The organism is Shewanella sp. NFH-SH190041 (genome assembly GCF_024363255.1).
Lineage (GTDB): Bacteria > Pseudomonadota > Gammaproteobacteria > Enterobacterales > Shewanellaceae > Shewanella.
The window spans coordinates 2863164-2878906 of the sequence record NZ_AP026070.1 but is presented as its reverse complement, the minus strand read 5'-3'; the positions used below and the strand labels follow the sequence as shown (position 1 = coordinate 2878906).

14 protein-coding genes are annotated in these 15743 nt (G+C 45.6%); all 14 read left to right on the top strand.

Features of this window, described 5'->3' with window-relative positions:
* Positions 1-331: 331 nt before the first annotated feature.
* Positions 332-1114 (top strand): DUF3450 domain-containing protein, encoded by a 783-nt coding sequence (locus NFHSH190041_RS12805; RefSeq protein WP_261922193.1) that lies wholly within the window; start codon positions 332-334, stop codon positions 1112-1114.
* Positions 1114-2472 carry a MotA/TolQ/ExbB proton channel family protein gene (locus NFHSH190041_RS12800; protein WP_261922192.1) on the top strand — a complete coding sequence of 453 codons (1359 nt, stop codon included), beginning with the start codon at positions 1114-1116 and terminating at the stop codon, positions 2470-2472. Before NFHSH190041_RS12805 ends, NFHSH190041_RS12800 begins: the two co-directional genes overlap by 1 nt.
* Entirely contained in the window at positions 2472-2999 is a 528-nt protein-coding gene (locus NFHSH190041_RS12795) for a MotA/TolQ/ExbB proton channel family protein (protein ID WP_261922191.1), read from the top strand. The genes NFHSH190041_RS12800 and NFHSH190041_RS12795 overlap by 1 nt, the downstream gene beginning before the upstream one ends.
* A 13-nt stretch (positions 3000-3012) precedes the next feature.
* A complete protein-coding gene (locus NFHSH190041_RS12790; RefSeq protein ID WP_261922190.1) occupies positions 3013-3417 on the top strand; it encodes an ExbD/TolR family protein in 405 nt (134 codons plus the stop codon).
* Between the two features lies 1 nt (position 3418).
* Positions 3419-4036 carry an energy transducer TonB gene (locus tag NFHSH190041_RS12785; protein WP_261922189.1) on the top strand — a complete coding sequence of 206 codons (618 nt, stop codon included), beginning with the start codon at positions 3419-3421 and terminating at the stop codon, positions 4034-4036.
* Between the two features lie 2 nt (positions 4037-4038).
* Positions 4039-5289 (top strand): tetratricopeptide repeat protein, encoded by a 1251-nt coding sequence (locus NFHSH190041_RS12780; protein ID WP_261922188.1) that lies wholly within the window; start codon positions 4039-4041, stop codon positions 5287-5289.
* 107 nt (positions 5290-5396) lie between these two features.
* The gene (locus NFHSH190041_RS12775; RefSeq protein WP_261922187.1) at positions 5397-7271 is read left to right on the top strand and encodes a DUF885 domain-containing protein; all 1875 of its coding nucleotides are present in this window, start codon (positions 5397-5399) and stop codon (positions 7269-7271) included.
* Between the two features lie 205 nt (positions 7272-7476).
* Positions 7477-8979, top strand: a complete 1503-nt coding sequence (locus tag NFHSH190041_RS12770) for a glycerophosphodiester phosphodiesterase (RefSeq protein WP_261922186.1) — start codon at positions 7477-7479, stop codon at positions 8977-8979.
* Positions 8976-11363, top strand: coding sequence for a hypothetical protein (locus tag NFHSH190041_RS12765; protein WP_261922185.1), 2388 nt, complete (start codon positions 8976-8978; stop codon positions 11361-11363). Before NFHSH190041_RS12770 ends, NFHSH190041_RS12765 begins: the two co-directional genes overlap by 4 nt.
* Before the next feature lie 149 nt (positions 11364-11512).
* On the top strand, positions 11513-11791 hold the full coding sequence (locus NFHSH190041_RS12760) for a peptidylprolyl isomerase (protein WP_261922184.1): 279 nt from the start codon (positions 11513-11515) through the stop codon (positions 11789-11791).
* 93 nt (positions 11792-11884) lie between these two features.
* On the top strand, positions 11885-12424 hold the full coding sequence (locus NFHSH190041_RS12755) for a GNAT family N-acetyltransferase (protein ID WP_261922183.1): 540 nt from the start codon (positions 11885-11887) through the stop codon (positions 12422-12424).
* 80 nt (positions 12425-12504) lie between these two features.
* Entirely contained in the window at positions 12505-12735 is a 231-nt protein-coding gene (locus tag NFHSH190041_RS12750; protein ID WP_261922182.1) for an RNA-binding S4 domain-containing protein, read from the top strand.
* Between the two features lie 23 nt (positions 12736-12758).
* Positions 12759-13145 (top strand): ribonuclease E inhibitor RraB, encoded by a 387-nt coding sequence (locus NFHSH190041_RS12745; protein WP_261922181.1) that lies wholly within the window; start codon positions 12759-12761, stop codon positions 13143-13145.
* 740 nt (positions 13146-13885) lie between these two features.
* Positions 13886-15532, top strand: coding sequence for a methyl-accepting chemotaxis protein (locus NFHSH190041_RS12740; RefSeq protein ID WP_261922180.1), 1647 nt, complete (start codon positions 13886-13888; stop codon positions 15530-15532).
* The last annotated feature ends 211 nt before the right edge of the window (positions 15533-15743 follow it).

Here is a 15743-nt window from a genome sequence, read left to right as displayed (position 1 = left end):
GATTTCTTTATTGATTGTATATAAAGGAAATTTTCTGCGAGTTCGGCATTTTAAATTGCTTAATATTCAAAAAATCACACAGTGCAATGAATAACTGTTGTCACCTTGTTTTGTTGATGTTTTGCTGCTACCGGATTGTTGACACAGGTCAATAATTTGTGAAATGATGCCTGCGGGTCTGCCTCCGGGAGGGGCAGAGATGGAAACATAAAATATAAAATTAAAACATAAAGACATACTTAGCGGTAAGTTCTGCCCGTTCCCCCCTACGAGAACCTGCGCACTGCCAATAAGTTTAACCTTTTTATTCACTTCAAATTGGTTGGGAACTATGTCCAAGGTAAGTAATAGAACAAAAATAGCTACTGCACTGGTTGGTGCGCTGGCCCTAGCCAGCAGCAACTTAGTTGTTGCTGATCCCCTTACCGACGTGCAAAAAGCGGATAGTAAGATTCATGCTGATGCAGCCTCGTCTCAGAAAAAGGTCGATAAGTATTTTGATCAAGCTCAAGACATGCTGTTCGAGTATGGTACCGTCGCCGATGAGCGCGAATCACTGAAAGCCTACAATGATTACTTGGCTGGCTTGGTCGCAGATCAGGAAGCCACCATGCAATCCATTCAGGATGACATTAATGGTGTTGATCGCCTGCGTCAGGGCGTGGTGCCGTTAATGTTTAAGATGGTTGATGCACTGGAGCAGTTCGTTGCTCTGGATCTGCCATTTAACACAGAAACCCGTCAAGAGCGGGTACAGAACCTGAAAAATCTGTTAAACACTGCTGAAGTCACCTTAGCTGAAAAATACCGTCTGATTTTGGATGCGTACAGCATTGAGCGTGAATATGGCAACTTCCTTAGCATTGAAACCGGTAAGTTGAACGTAGATGGTAAAGAAATTCTAGTTGATTTTCTTGGTCTTGGTCGTGTAGCCGTGTATGCCCAAAGCTTAGATCAAAAGTCCGCTTGGATGTACAACAAGCAGACTAAGTCTTGGGAAAAACTGGACGACACCTATCTGCGTGAATTGACCAAAGGCATCCGTATGGCTCGTAAACAGGGTGCGCCTGATCTCTTCTCCTTACCAATTCCAGCTGCGGAGGCTGCACAATAATGAAGAAGTTTATTTCTACTGCTGTCATTGCGGCAACCTTTGCCCTGACATCCGGCATGGCCGTGGCGGCCGATGCGCCACAGTCTATCGAACAACTGCTGCAGCAGGTCAAATCTGATCGCGCCGCGCAATCAAAAAATAATGCTAAGCGTGAGGCTGAGTTTCGGGCTGAGCGTGGTGATAAAGCGGCATTACTGAAAAAAGAAAAGCGGGCTTTGGCCGCTGAGCGTCAGCGCGGTAAGGATTTGAACCAAGCATTTTTGGACAATGAGCGCAAGATTGCTCAGTTGGAAGAAGATCTGAAAACTGCACAGGGCGACTTAGGTGAAATGTTCGGGGTCGTTAAAGGTGAAGCCGGTGATTTCGCCGGTAAACTGGTGGGCTCTAATATTTCTGCTCAGTATCCTGGGCGCGATACCTTTATTGCTGAGCTGGGTGCTCGCAAGCAACTGCCAAAAATTGAAGAGCTGGAAAAGTTCTGGGAAGAGCAACTGCTGGAAATGGTTGAAAGTGGCAAAGTGGTCAAATTCCAAGGCCAAGTCACGGGTATCGACGGTAACGTGAAAGACACCACCATTACCCGAGTCGGTAGCTTTAACCTGCTAGCCGATGGTCAATATGTGGTTTACAACCCTGAGCTGGAACTGATTCAACAGTTGTCGCAACAGCCTGATGGTTATGTGGTTAGCACTGTTGCCCCGTTTGAGTCTGCTGTCGCGGGAAGTGCTGAAAAGCTGTATATCGATCCTAACCGTGGTGTGCTGCTGAATATCTTTACTCAGAAAGCTTCCATTGAAGATCGTATCGAAGCCGGTGGACCTATTGGTTACATCATTATCGGTCTGTTGGCATTGGGTGCTCTGATTGCCCTTGAGCGTCTGATCACACTGTCAATTGTCGCAGCGAAGGTGAAAGCCCAGCGCAAGAATCCTGATAACCCAGGTAACAACCCATTAGGTCGCGTACTGAAGGTATACCAGGAGAACAAAAACGTTGATGTGGAAACACTGGAGCTGAAGCTGGATGAAGCCATCTTAAAAGAAACACCAGCACTGGAAACTCGCATCTCCATTATCAAGGTGTTTGCTGCTATCGCTCCTATGATGGGTCTGCTGGGTACGGTAACCGGTATGATCGCAACCTTCCAAAGTATCCAGCTGTTCGGTACTGGTGATCCTAAGCTGATGGCAGGCGGTATCTCCATGGCGTTGGTGACGACGGTACAGGGTCTGATTGCTGCACTGCCGCTGATGTTACTGCACGCTATTGTCGTGGCACGTTCCAAGTCTGTGGTACAGATCCTGGAAGAGCAGAGCGCCGGTATTGTAGCTGAGCACGCTGAGAAGAGGGCTGACTGATGATGCTATTCCTGATGGACATTTGGGATTCCGTCAGGGGCTTCATGGCCTCCGGAGGCGACGTCCTCTGGCTGGTTGCGGCAGTGCTGTTTTTCATGTGGGTGTTAATGCTTGAGCGGTTCTGGTACCTGACATGGGTGTCGCCAAAACAGCACAAAGCAATTATCGCTGCATGGGAAGCCAGGGAAGAGAGTGAATCCTGGTATGCCCACCGCATCCGTGAAGCCTGGGTATCCCAGGCGAAGCAAGACTTAACTGCACGAATGCTGTTGATCAAAACCTTAGTTGCCATTTGTCCCATGATTGGACTGTTGGGAACAGTAACGGGGATGATTTCGGTGTTCGATGTAATGGCGGTTCATGGTACGAGTAACGCTCGTATGATGGCGGCTGGTATTTCAATGGCCACTATGCCCACGATGGCTGGGATGGTCGCGGCGCTTTCCGGGGTATTTTTCAGTGCCCGTCTGGACGCCAAGATGAAAATCAGTCTTGAGAAGCTGAAAGACAGCATGCCGCATCATTAGAGAGAGAATTAATATGGCACGTAAAAAGCATTCCAGCATGGATGAGGAAGCACAAATCGATATGACCCCGATGCTCGACATCGTGTTCATCATGTTGATCTTCTTCATTGTTACTACGTCCTTTGTGAAGCCATCAGGTTTGGATTACAACAAGCCGGAAGCCAGCACAGCGACGAAAAAACCGTCTGCAAACATCTTCATCGGTGTGAGTAAGACCGGCATCATCATGATGGAAAACCGTCAGGTTGATGTGGAGCGGGTAACAGCAAACGTTGAGCGTATGCTGGCAGAGGCGCCGGAAGCGGCGGTTCTTATCCAGGCAGATAAAGAAGCCCAACATGGTCTGGTGGTGAAAATCATGGATCAGGTGAAGGCGGCGGGTATCAGTAAGATCTCGGTATCAGCGGGGAACGAATAATATGATTAGAGCAATCGTATCAATCATTATTGGTGCTGCGATTACATTTGCTCTGTTTGTATTTATGGCGTTCTTGATCGGCGGCGGCGCTCAGCGCGCCGAAGTCGGCGAAGAGAGCCCTGTTATTCAGTTAACCATGGATAAGCAGGATGCAACGGCGCAGAAGAAACCCAGGGTAGTACCTAAGCCACCACCACCACCGGAGCAGCCACCTAAGCCGGACACGACCCCGCCCGATACATCATCGGATCTGGATACCAGCATGTCATTTAACATGGGGGGCGTAGATGCAGGGTCTGCCAGTACCGGCTTTAAGCTGGGGAACATGATGACCCGCGATGGTGATGCCACTCCGATTGTGCGAATTGAGCCACAGTGGCCCATTTCAGCACTGCGAGATGGTAAAGAAGGCTGGGTACAGCTGAGTTTTACTATCAATGAAATCGGTGGTGTCGAAGACGTTAAAGTAATTAAGGCTGAACCCCGCAGGCTGTTTGACCGTGAGGCCATTCGTGCGCTGCGTAAGTGGAAATATAAGCCAAAAATCGTTGACGGCAAGGCTATGAAGCAAACAGGTCAAACCGTACAGCTGGACTTTAAACTGGATAAAGGGAAATAAGGATGCCGAAGATAAATAATCTCGCAGCTGCATTACTGCTCTCTTTATGCGGCGGCATAATGGTTGCACCGGCTGCAATGGCCGCTAAAAGTGATTGTCCGATTGATAATCGCAAATCCCAGGCAGTCGGGCAGAGTAGTGCCAAAAAAGTACAGCGTTCATTTAAAGCGTACCAAGATGGTAGTTTGGATGAAGCGATCACCATTTTGCTGGAAGCCAACCCAAAGCAAAAATTCGATCAAGCCTATGTGGCGCGGATGTTGGGTAACTTCTATGCCGAAAAAGGTCAGATGGATACGGCGATTAAGTATCTGACTGAAGCCGTCAATGCCAATGTGTTGGGCGGGGCAGACCATGCTCAAACCCTGCGTTTATTGGCAGACATTATGATTGGTGAGCGGCGCTTTAAAGAGTCGATTCCCCTGTATTATGACTGGATGAGCTTTACCTGTAAGGAAGATGCCCAAGTGTATCGCCGCATTGGTATTGCCTATTCTGAGCAAAAGCAGTGGGATAAAGTACTTGAAGTGGCTGATAAAGGCATTGCTTTATCTGATAAACCTGACAAGGGTTTATACCAGATGAAGTTGACGGCTTTTTATAATAAAAAGCAGTATAAAAATGCCATTGGTGTGCTGGAAATCATGGTTCCGCTGTTCCCTGATGATAAACGGCTTTGGGTTCAGTTGGCACAGTTCTACCTTCTGGTAGAAGACTATGATAAGTCTTTGGCAACCTATGATTTGGCTTACCGCAATGGTTTCCTTGAAACCGGTGGTAACATTACCCGTTTGTGCCAACTATTGGCACAAAAAGGTGCGCCTTATCAGGGAGCGACTATCTTTGCCAAGCATATGAAAACCGGCCTGATTGAGAAATCGAAGAAGAACTTGCAGCAATTAGCAGGCTTCTACCATCAGTCTAAAGAGTTGCAAAAAGCGGCTGACTATTATGGTCAGGCGGCAGCCATGGACAATGATGGTGAGTTATACCTCAAGCAAGGTCGCCTGTTGGCAGTGGATCAGCAATATAAGCCGGCGATTTCCGCCTTTAAAAAGGCGTTAGATGCTGGGTTGAAAAACCCTGGTGAAGCCGATTTTGAACTGGCACTGGCTTATTTAAGCCTTAAGCAGTACAAGTCCGCTTATACCTATGCTAACCGTGCAGTGAAAGATAAAAAGACGGCTCGCAGTGCTAAGAGCTATATCTCTTATATCAAAGAGAAAGCGCGTATCCATAAAGTAACACTCTAACCTGCCGTCGATATTATTAAGGCCACCGCCCAGGTGGCCTTTTTTATCCCCTTGTTGACTGATGACTGGGATAAAACAGATGTTTAGCCACTAAAAAGGAAGATAATATGGCAAACAAGATAACAGGAAAGTTCCCCCACACGTTAATAACTGCCCCAGTACTACTGGCATTATTGGGGCTAGCAGGTTGTGAGCAGCAATCTGCACCCACGGGCGCACAATTCTCCCCCGCTGCTAAGCAAACAGAAACAGCGGATAATCTTTTAGAAAAACCGCTTAATGCTCAGACAGCTTATTTGAAGTTAGTGGATGATTACTTTCAAGATGAGCTTGAGCTAAACCCGATTTCAGCCACATTTGTTGGTGAGCATGGCTACAACGACAGATTTGGCGACATGTTGTCAGATGCATATCTGCAGCGCCGTCATGAATTGAACAGTCGCTACCTTGCGGCATTGGAACAGATAGATCGCACGGCGTTGCCGAGTGCTTTACAACTTAGTTATGATCTGTTCGCTTATGATCGCAATATGGCGCTGGTTGCTGAAACCTTTCCTGAGCGCTTTTTGCCCATCAATCAGTTTTATAGCACTGTAATTACCATGATCCAGTTGGGCAGTGGTGAGAGTGCGCAGCCATTTAACACGGTTGAAGATTACCGTAATTGGTTGGCGCGTGTTGATGGTTTTATTGCTTGGTTAGCTTTGGCACAGGCGCGTATGGATGAGGGCATTGCCAGCAAAGTTGTTTTACCTCGGGTATTAGTGGAACGGATATTACCTCAGCTTGATGCCCAGTTGGTGGCAAAGGCTAATCAGAGTATTTTTTATAATCCAATCAAATCCATGCCGGATGATTTTACCCCAGCACAGCGCGCTGAACTGACAGCAGCTTATGAGCAAAAAATCAGTGAGCAATTACTCCCGGCGCTTTCATTACTGCGGCAGTATTTAGGTAACACTTATTTGGCGAATGCCCGAGGTACCGATGGCTGGTGGGATCTGCCCAATGGGCGGCTATGGTATCAGCACCTTGCCAACTATCACACGACAACCCAGATGTCGGTGGATGAGATCCATCAGGTAGGGCTCAGTGAAGTTGCCCGTATTTTGGATGAAATGGATAAGGTACGACAGCAGGTCAAGTTTCAGGGCGATCTCAGTGCCTTTTTTGCCTCGCTCTCAAGTGAACCACAGTACTTTTTCACCCAACCAGCAGAGTTAGTTGATGGGTACATGGCATTGAAAAGCCAGATTAATACGGTATTGCCTGATTACTTTAATGTAATGCCTAAAGCGGATTATGTGGTGAAACCCGTGGAGGCGTTTCGCGAGCGTAGCGCTGCCGGGGCATCTTACCAGGCACCGGCGGTGGATGGCAGTCGCCCGGGTGTGTTCTATATCAATACCTATAACCTTAAGGCTCAGCCCAAGTGGGGCATGATGACATTGTCACTGCATGAAGCCGCTCCCGGGCATCATTTCCAAATTGCGATTAAACAAGAACTGGATGGCGTGCCGGAATTTCAGCGTTTCAGTGGCTATACCGCTTTTGAAGAGGGCTGGGCACTTTATGCCGAATATCTTGGTATCGAGATGGGGCTTTTCACTGATCCTTACCAATATTTCGGTAAATTATCGGATGAGATGCTGCGCGCCATGCGCTTAGTGGTGGATACCGGCTTGCATGCTAAAGGGTGGAGTCGGGAACAAGCCATTGCCTATATGCAGGATAATTCACCCATGGCTAAAAGCGATATTATTGCGGAAGTTGAGCGTTATATGGCGATCCCGGGACAGGCGTTATCCTATAAAGTGGGGCAGTTGACCATATTGAAATTACGCGATGAAGCCCAACAGCAGCTGGGCGATAAGTTTGATTTACGTGCCTTTCATGACCAAATCCTTACCTCAGGCTCTTTGCCAATGGCGGTGATGGAGCAAAAAATCCGCCGCTGGATTGCTGCCGTTGGGCCAGCGTAATCTACTTTTTATCACGAAACGTCAACAGACCCTAGATAACGGCATTATTGATTCCCTCACTGATTCAGAACAGGGAGGGGATTAATCAGATTCATCTCTAATTATGCAATTAGTGTGATTGATTAGGCGCTGGGGATTGCTTATTGTGTGCGCCATTATTTTGGCGTGTGACGCTGTACGATATTGGTAAGGTTATTCCCCTTTCATGGATATTTTTTATATTGGTGCCCGCAGGATGCGAATAGTCTCTGTTTTGTGTTTGCTGTTATTACTTTCAGCTTGCCAATCACTACCTGAAAAAAAAGCGTTATCTTCAGACCCCATTTTTGCTCCTGAGCTAGCTTATTTACCGGAAAATGCGAGGACATTTGCCTACGATAAAGCGGCATTACAAGAGCTTATTGCGGAGCAAAAATCCTTGACACAGCGCAATTTATATCGTACGAGTGCTGGCAATCTCAGTGTGATAGCTGTGCCTAAAAATACCATGAGAGTTGTTGCTCACCGAGGGCATTACACTTGGCCGGAGAATTCACCCGATGCGGTAATGATGTCAGCGGGCGGAGACTTTAACGGCGCAGAAATTGATGTGATGCTTACTCAAGATCATCAGTGGGTAGTACATCATGATCCGGTCACCGGCCGCTCAGTATCTAGTTGGGATGGCAAACGGTATCGGGTTTCCCGTATGTCATCGGCTGACTGGAATCGACTACAAATGCGGGATAAAGACGGCGAGTTAACGCAATTACGTGCACCATTTGCCACCGATGTGTTCCGTTCTTGGGCGATAGCAACTGGGCATGGTCGGCAACTTAATATTGAAGTGAAGGCAGAGGCCAGTCAGTCCGATTTATATAAGTTGGACGCCATGGCCAGACAGCGACTCGGAGAAGGTACTTATTTCTATTCTTCTATGGAAATCGATGTACTCGAGAAACTGCGTGAGATTAATCCCGCAATATACTTGGGGTATATCTGGGAGCCAGACGATGAATCTATCTCCAAACTTAAGCAGGATTTTCGCCGCGCCGCCCATTCTGATGCGGCTTACCAAGACTACCAAGCAGCACTAATGCGCGCATCACGCTATGAAAGCCGCTATCGCGCGAGACATTCAAATAAATTATCAGCCGCGGATATTGCTAACAAATTGGGGCGTAATGCGGGGTTACATGTGGATATCCGCAGTTTGGTGAAATATCCCAGTATGGCTAAGCGGGTAAAACAGGCAGGCCTTCGGCATCTGGCCGTGTATACCGTTAATGGTGATGCATTTTTTATTCGACAATTACAAAAGTTGCAACATCAACATCGTGGGCTGCCATATGAAGCAATTGCAGATATGGATAAATACCATCTTTATGGCCAGTTATTTCCTCGCTTGATTAAGCCAGCAGTGATATCGCTGCCGAAACAAGCGGTTATTGGTCAGACGTTATCGCTGCCGACATTGATTTTACTGTTACCGGCAGATGCTGATTTTTCTCGGCTTGAGCAACAAAATGATTATGTTAAGACAGGTTTTTATCTAACGCTGGCAGGCAAAGTGCGGATGTTGTTTCAATCTCGTACGGCTAAAGCGGCTTCGGCTCATCAGTCCCTCCATGGGCATGATGGTCCCAAGATCATCCACGATGCCGTTAAGCTAAATATTCAGCTGGCACCGGTTGAAATTAGTTTACCGCCACAGGAAAACAAAGAATGACAGCTGAAACAGCTAAGATGTCCCATCAGGGCGCTTTACACGCGATAAAAGAAAATCGCCCCCGCTGGCTTGCCATTACACTGTTTGTGCTATCGGCATTATATCTGCTACCAGAAGCTGTATTTAATGCCCAATTGGTCACCGTTGCTGGTGGCGGCAGTATGGATCACCAGCAATTGCATTTAGTTGAGTTGTTTGGCCGTACTATCTCAGGTATTGGGGTGAGCTTATTACTGGCCGATCTTTTACTCAAAGGGGCTTTGGTTCGTACGTTACCTCGGGCAATTACTGCGTTTGTCGTGATATTAGCGCTGGTATGGCCCACAGTATTTTTTGGCCAGAAATTATTGATTGATAAATTACTGGTTGATCCAAGTAGTGCTTCACAGCGACAGGAAGCATTTTTTGCCTCCATTTTGCGTTCTGGTCTTGCGACCAATGCGGTAAAAATTACCGGTTTGCCCTATAACGCAAATCACGCAGCGTTACCTGAAGAAATGACTTTTCTGGCATTGATGGGTGGTTTGGTATACGCCAATCCGGATTTTATGACCCATGTTGCCAGTCAGAAACAGGCGATTGTTGAACGTTATATTACCAACCGGGCCGCCGCTGAGTTTGATGTTTACTATGGGCGTTATCAGCAATTACGTCAGCAAATTAATCAGGGGTGGCAGCAGTATCAGCAGGGGATGACACGCTATCGTGCTGCGATTGATTCTGCTCCCCAGCGAGCTGATAAGGCATGGGAGCAGGTGGAAACTGAAGTTACTTCAGGTTGGCAGCGTTATCAGCAGGCTCGCCAAGCCTATACCGCTCGTGCCGAAGCCAGAGGACAGGAATTAGCGCCTAAAATAGCTGAGTTATTTGATGAGAAAAATGAATGTATTGAGCGTTATAACGAACGTCGGCGTGATAATGAGCGTTTAAATCGCTGTATTGCTGGGGTGGAAGAAGATTATGAGCGCGTGCTGAAAAAGTATCGGCTTAGTTTTAAGCCAATGGATTTTTGGCTTATTCGGGAGCAGCGCCGAATTAAAGGTGAGACCAGCCTGAAAGAGACGGTGATGACATTGGGGTTATCTGCAGTATTAGCAGGACTTGAACAGCTAACCGGTGACGGCGGTAAACCGGATGTAAAATGGGTGTACAGTAGGGAAGTTGCGGATTACACACCCAAAATTCTGCTTCTATGGCAGGATAAATTTAAAGCTGAAACCGGTTATCCAATGGATATTGATAGCTTGAAAGCATTCCGCAGTAGCGCTGTTACCGGGGAAAAAATTCGTCAGCGTCTCGTTATAGAGGGGATCAAATTACCGCGTGGTTGGCATATTAATCAGATAACCCAGTTTCAGCAGGCTGTCACTGAGCGAGTGCAGCGGGAGGCCACACGGCAGTGGCAGCGGGAAGTGCACCGCCATGGCTGGCAGATGGCGCCTGGGCTGAGTTGGGCGCAGTTTCAGCGAAGTAATGATATACAGCAACGAATTAAAGCCAATATGGGAGAGCGATATTATGTTTCTCCTATGTTAGCTGACTGGAATAATACAGAGTTTTACCGCTTAGCGATTTTGCCGAATATTAAGCGGGAGACCCAACATTGGGTTGGTTTTATTAATGCCTCGGTTAGTCAGTTTGCTGATGGTGCCCCCCTCGCGAAGCAAGGGAAGTCGGCTTTACGTTCGGTGTTGGTGCCGCCGATATCCATGAGTTTGTCGTTATTACTGGTGCTCCTGACGGCACTGAAGTTACCAGTGAAAGCTTGGCAATTGATCAGCCCTCAGGCAAGTTCGCATAAAAAGCGAGATATGGCGATCAGTGTGCTGTTAATGCTGATGGTATTTGCTGTGCCTTTATTGGCGCTGGGCTCAAAATTTACTGCAGCAGGCTCAACTGCAGGATATTTTTTCCATCAAGTAGAGCAGCGCAGTTCTCCTATTGTCGCACTGACATTGCGCTGGGTGATCCATACTCAACCCATGGTGCAGCCTCTGGGCGCTGGTGTGGATGGTGTGCTGGGCATTACGACAGGATTTAAACATTTGTTGGAGCAGCCTGTTGGTCAATTAGATAATTGGCTGATGCCGATTTTGCTAGGTATTACAGCTGGGCATAATGATACCATTCAGGGTAGCAAAACTGCGTTGGTTGATGACAACGGGATGCTCAAGTTACTGCCTTTTACCATAACAACTAACGCCGCTAATAATCGGATACGGATTATGAATATCAAACAGCGCTATCAACCTGGCATGAAATTACCCATCAGCCATTATGATGTTGAGGTTTCTGCACCGGGATATCAGACTACCAGACGCTGGGTTGAGCATCATGATGGTCATGGCGAGTATCAGATTAATCTGTCTAAGGCCGTATTATGAGGATTGGTTTTGCCTTTGCCTGACGATATACTCACAGGGGTTTTAACCCGTGATATTCAGCCCCTTGGCATTTTGTGATGCGGGGATGAAGCATACAGCAATAGCGCTGTCGGGTCTGTGATGCCCAAAGGCAATAAAGGAGTGAATTTATGGTACAGGCAACCGCACGCCACCTGTTGGTGGACAGCGAAGAAAAATGTCTTGAGCTGAAACAACAGATTGAAAACGGTGCTGATTTTGCGCAGCTGGCAAAGGCTCATTCTTCTTGCCCGTCCGGTGCACAGGGTGGCGATCTAGGCAGTTTTGGTCCAGGCATGATGGTTCCTGAATTTGATAAAGTGGTTTTTTCAGCGCCACTGAATGAAGTGCAGGGCCCAGTGAAAACCGCTTTCGGTTACCACTTGCTCGAAGTTACTAGCCGCGGCTGATCCCCGGCAGAATTAATATTGAAACGGCACCCATTTCTGAGCGGTGCCGTTTTTTTTGCAAAAATTATTTGGTTTTAGATGTGGTAGTTTTCGATGACAGATATTGCACTATACAGTGACAGACTCATTATTAAGCCGCTGGCAGAGCAGCACTGGCCCTATTTTCGCGCACTGCATCTTGATCCGGAAGTGGGGTGTTATGTACGTGAGGTTGGCTCTGAGGCTGAAGTGATTGCCAAGTTTAATTGCCGCACTCGCTCATGGCGTTATGAAAGTGGTGACTGGCTGAGTCTGGCAATCGAAACCCTTAGTGGGGAATTTGTTGGTTTAACAGGACTGTATTGCCAGGATCTGTTGAGTCAACGCGCTGAGGTGGGTTATATGCTGTTGCCAGAACAACAGGGGCAGGGCTATGCGACAGAGAGTCTACAAGCGGTGATTGACTGGGCCAGTTTACAGTTTAATGTGCATAAATTTGTGGCCCATTGCGCCTGCGATAATCAGGCCTCGGTCCGCGTGTTAGAAAAGTGTGGTTTTCAGCAGGAGGGATATCTGCGCAGTCATCATAAGGTTGGGGCATCTTGGTTGGATGAGCTGGTGATGGGGCTGTTGGCTGCAGAGCGTGAGTCGTAACTTGGTATGATTTCCGGCTGCGTTTCTAAACGTGGATAGGGTATACTGCCGCAGATTTTTGATCAGAAAGGCCAATACAAGTGAGTAATCAGGTAATCCGCTTTTCCCTGCGCGCGGGGGATGAATTTATTGAACTGTACAAATTACTGAAAGCCGAAGGATTGGTTGAAGGTGGTGGCGAAGCCAAGCATGTGATTGGCGAAGGCCAGGTGACCGTTAATGGTGAAGTAGACACTCGCAAACGCAAAAAACTGGTAGTGGGTGATCGAGTAGAGTTTCAGGGCACAATCCTGGAAATTACTGCTGAGTAACAGTGAAAAAATTGGAGCTGAATATGCAATTTCCTGATGATGATAATGGCAAAATGTTGGCCGCAATGGCGGAGTCTGGCATTGACCTGAGCAAAGCGCTGAATGTAGATTTCTTCCTAGTGTTTGATGATAAGCGTGATGCTGAATCAGCCCTAGAAGATTTGGCTGGAAGCGATAACAACGGTGAGCTTGAGCTTAACTTTAATGAAGAGTTGGAAAAGTGGGAGCTGATTGTTACCCTGCATATGTTGCCTGAATATGACGCCATTGTGGCTAAAGAAGTGGCACTGAATGATTTTGCCTCCGAATATGATGGTATGACTGATGGTTGGGGCGTGATGCAACATCAAGATGGTGATGATGAGTTTGCTGATGACGATCACGAGTGCGGTGAGCATTGTTGTCATTAATGCAATAACGGTGAGAAGCACATCGAGTATTGTTGAGTGTGGATAAGTGAACAGCCCTTATCAAAGTGATTGGTAAGGGTTTTTTATAAGTTAAGAAGCGTTTTTACAGCTAACTTAATGTTTCATAATAGATTACTGTCAGTCATTGCCAGTGGGTAATAATTGAATAATTAATTAGCCGTTAAAGGTTTTTGCAGCATCAATGCAATATTATTACTGCATGGTAATAATGTTTTGATAGTATTGATATTGTTTCAAATTCAGGAAATGCTTAAGGTATTGATTGTTTTTAATAATGAGATAAATAAAACGGTTATTCCGCGGGGGAAGATAATGCCTAGTGGCATAGGTCATTAAAAATAAGCTTTAATACGCCCTAGATAAGTTTAATGAATTGACTGCTATTTTGATCTTACGAAAGTTAAATTTTATATGGTCTGTATACAGTCAAGACTATGATAAATAATGTTTTTATTGAGATATTGTAATCCGATTATTTTAACGTATTCCATAGCTTTGGAGAATTATTTAAAGCATCGATGTATTGAGTGAGATATGTATATAAAAATGAGTAACATATTATTTAATAATGGTTGATTAATTAATATTGGTTAATATTATTATAAATCGATTAAATATTATCGATCCCTATAAGCTATTTGACTCTTATCAAAGAAACTTATCCTGGTTTTATGATTTATTCGCCCCCACTGATTTAGCGTTTATAAAATTAATTTGAAATGAAACAGCTCACACTTAAAATGAAGGTGGCGTTAAGCTTTTTGACGCTTTGTATCCTATTGGGTGCGGTTGGTTTGTTTAGTTATAACCAAATGTTAAAACTAAACAAAAACACCGTATTTTTTTCTAAATCCGTTGTTCCTTGTCTGACGATTTTAAGTAATGTAACAACCGCGATTGCTGATTATCGTCGTTATCAATATGTATTGGCATCAGATACCAATGCCACGATAAAAGCCTCAAGCCAACGCTCTCCCGATGATTTAGTGGGAAAAGCGAAAGAAATTGGCGATAACTTAGCCAGCTATCAACACTTTTTAGTGTCAGATCATGAAAAAGAAGTATTTCGTGAACTGGAAGATAATTGGGATGCTTATAAACAGAAAAACTTACAACTCGTTGATTTAGTAAATATTAAAAAGTTCGGTGAGGCAAGAGCTTTATTAATTGAACAACGAGATAATTATGATGAAATCCAGAAGCGCTTAGATGAATTATCAAATATTAATGCCGTTTGGACGGATAATGGTGCCAAGGCTTCTGCGAAAAACCTGAACGATGCCATTATCATTATTATTCTTGCAGTATTAATCTCGATTATTATTTCTATTGTTGTAGGCTACGGATTTTTAAAAGATATTCGTCATAAACTTTCTATCATTACCAAGAGCGCTAATGGAATTTTAAAGGGTTCACTGGTGCGGGATGAGTTATGCGATTCGATTGATAGTAATAAATTTGCTGCTGATGAAATTGGTGAAGTAGCAAATGCGATTCGTATGATGAAACAGAATCTGCATCGCATGGTTTCAGATATTATTGCCGCGACAGAAAATTTGGTCAGCTCTGCGGATGTGATCAGTTCCATTACTGACAAAACAAATGAGGGAATGGATGTTCAGAAGCGTGAGCTGAATCAGCTGGCGACAGCCATGAATGAGATGCAGTGTACTTTGCACGAAGTGGCGGCTAATACTGCTAGTACTTCTGATAATACCATTCAGGCGACTGAACTGAGTGCTTCAGGTAAGGATATCGTTCATACCACAGTGGGCAATATTCAATCAGTGTCAACCGAACTTGAAAATACTGAAGAAGTGATCCAAAAACTGGAGCAGGACTGTGTTGGGATTTCTTTGGTATTAGATGTGATCCGCAATATTGCAGATCAAACCAATTTATTGGCTTTGAATGCGGCCATTGAAGCTGCTCGAGCAGGCGAAAATGGTCGTGGTTTTGCAGTCGTAGCCGATGAGGTGAGAACGTTGGCTCAACGGACTCAGAATTCCACTGTGGAAATTAATGATATTATTTCTCAACTGCAAACTCGCTCCAAAGATGCCGGTATTGCGATTGTACACAGTTGTGAACAGATGGCGTCTTGTGTTGAAGGCGCTAAGACAGCAGAAAGCCATATCACTGAAATTGCTCAGGCGATTGAAAGTATTGCTGATCGTAATACCCAAATTGCCAGTGCGACAGAAGAACAATCTGCTGTGGCAGAAGAACTCAATCGCAACATCATTAATATCAAAGATATTTCTGATGGCTTAGCTGATGATTCTCAGCAGGCAGAAAGTGCAGGTAGAACACTGGGTACACTGGTAGATAACCTTAAAGAGATGACCCGTAAGTTCACCGTGTAATACAGTGATTTAATTCCTCTTCGGTTCCCATCCTGAAAAATAGCGATGGAACCCAGAAACAGGCAGTCAAAACGATCTAATTTGACTGCCTGTTAGTTTGTTATTTGATGATGTGTTCTCATCAACAATTGTTTTCCCCTTCAAACATATCTCCCTTTTGAACAGTCGCTTGAAGATGGTTTAGCCGTCTTTGACTTAGGCTGCTGTATAG

Bases quoted from the DNA above. Each gene is read 5' to 3' on its own strand.
- NFHSH190041_RS12805 (WP_261922193.1), top strand. From the start codon at position 332: ATGTCCAAGGTAAGTAATAGAACAAAAATAGCTACTGCACTGGTTGGT.
- NFHSH190041_RS12800 (WP_261922192.1), top strand. From the start codon at position 1,114: ATGAAGAAGTTTATTTCTACTGCTGTCATTGCGGCAACCTTTGCCCTG.
- NFHSH190041_RS12795 (WP_261922191.1), top strand. From the start codon at position 2,472: ATGATGCTATTCCTGATGGACATTTGGGATTCCGTCAGGGGCTTCATG.
- NFHSH190041_RS12790 (WP_261922190.1), top strand. From the start codon at position 3,013: ATGGCACGTAAAAAGCATTCCAGCATGGATGAGGAAGCACAAATCGAT.
- NFHSH190041_RS12785 (WP_261922189.1), top strand. From the start codon at position 3,419: ATGATTAGAGCAATCGTATCAATCATTATTGGTGCTGCGATTACATTT.
- NFHSH190041_RS12780 (WP_261922188.1), top strand. From the start codon at position 4,039: ATGCCGAAGATAAATAATCTCGCAGCTGCATTACTGCTCTCTTTATGC.
- NFHSH190041_RS12775 (WP_261922187.1), top strand. From the start codon at position 5,397: ATGGCAAACAAGATAACAGGAAAGTTCCCCCACACGTTAATAACTGCC.
- NFHSH190041_RS12770 (WP_261922186.1), top strand. From the start codon at position 7,477: ATGGATATTTTTTATATTGGTGCCCGCAGGATGCGAATAGTCTCTGTT.
- NFHSH190041_RS12765 (WP_261922185.1), top strand. From the start codon at position 8,976: ATGACAGCTGAAACAGCTAAGATGTCCCATCAGGGCGCTTTACACGCG.
- NFHSH190041_RS12760 (WP_261922184.1), top strand. From the start codon at position 11,513: ATGGTACAGGCAACCGCACGCCACCTGTTGGTGGACAGCGAAGAAAAA.
- NFHSH190041_RS12755 (WP_261922183.1), top strand. From the start codon at position 11,885: ATGACAGATATTGCACTATACAGTGACAGACTCATTATTAAGCCGCTG.
- NFHSH190041_RS12745 (WP_261922181.1), top strand. From the start codon at position 12,759: ATGCAATTTCCTGATGATGATAATGGCAAAATGTTGGCCGCAATGGCG.
- NFHSH190041_RS12740 (WP_261922180.1), top strand. From the start codon at position 13,886: ATGAAACAGCTCACACTTAAAATGAAGGTGGCGTTAAGCTTTTTGACG.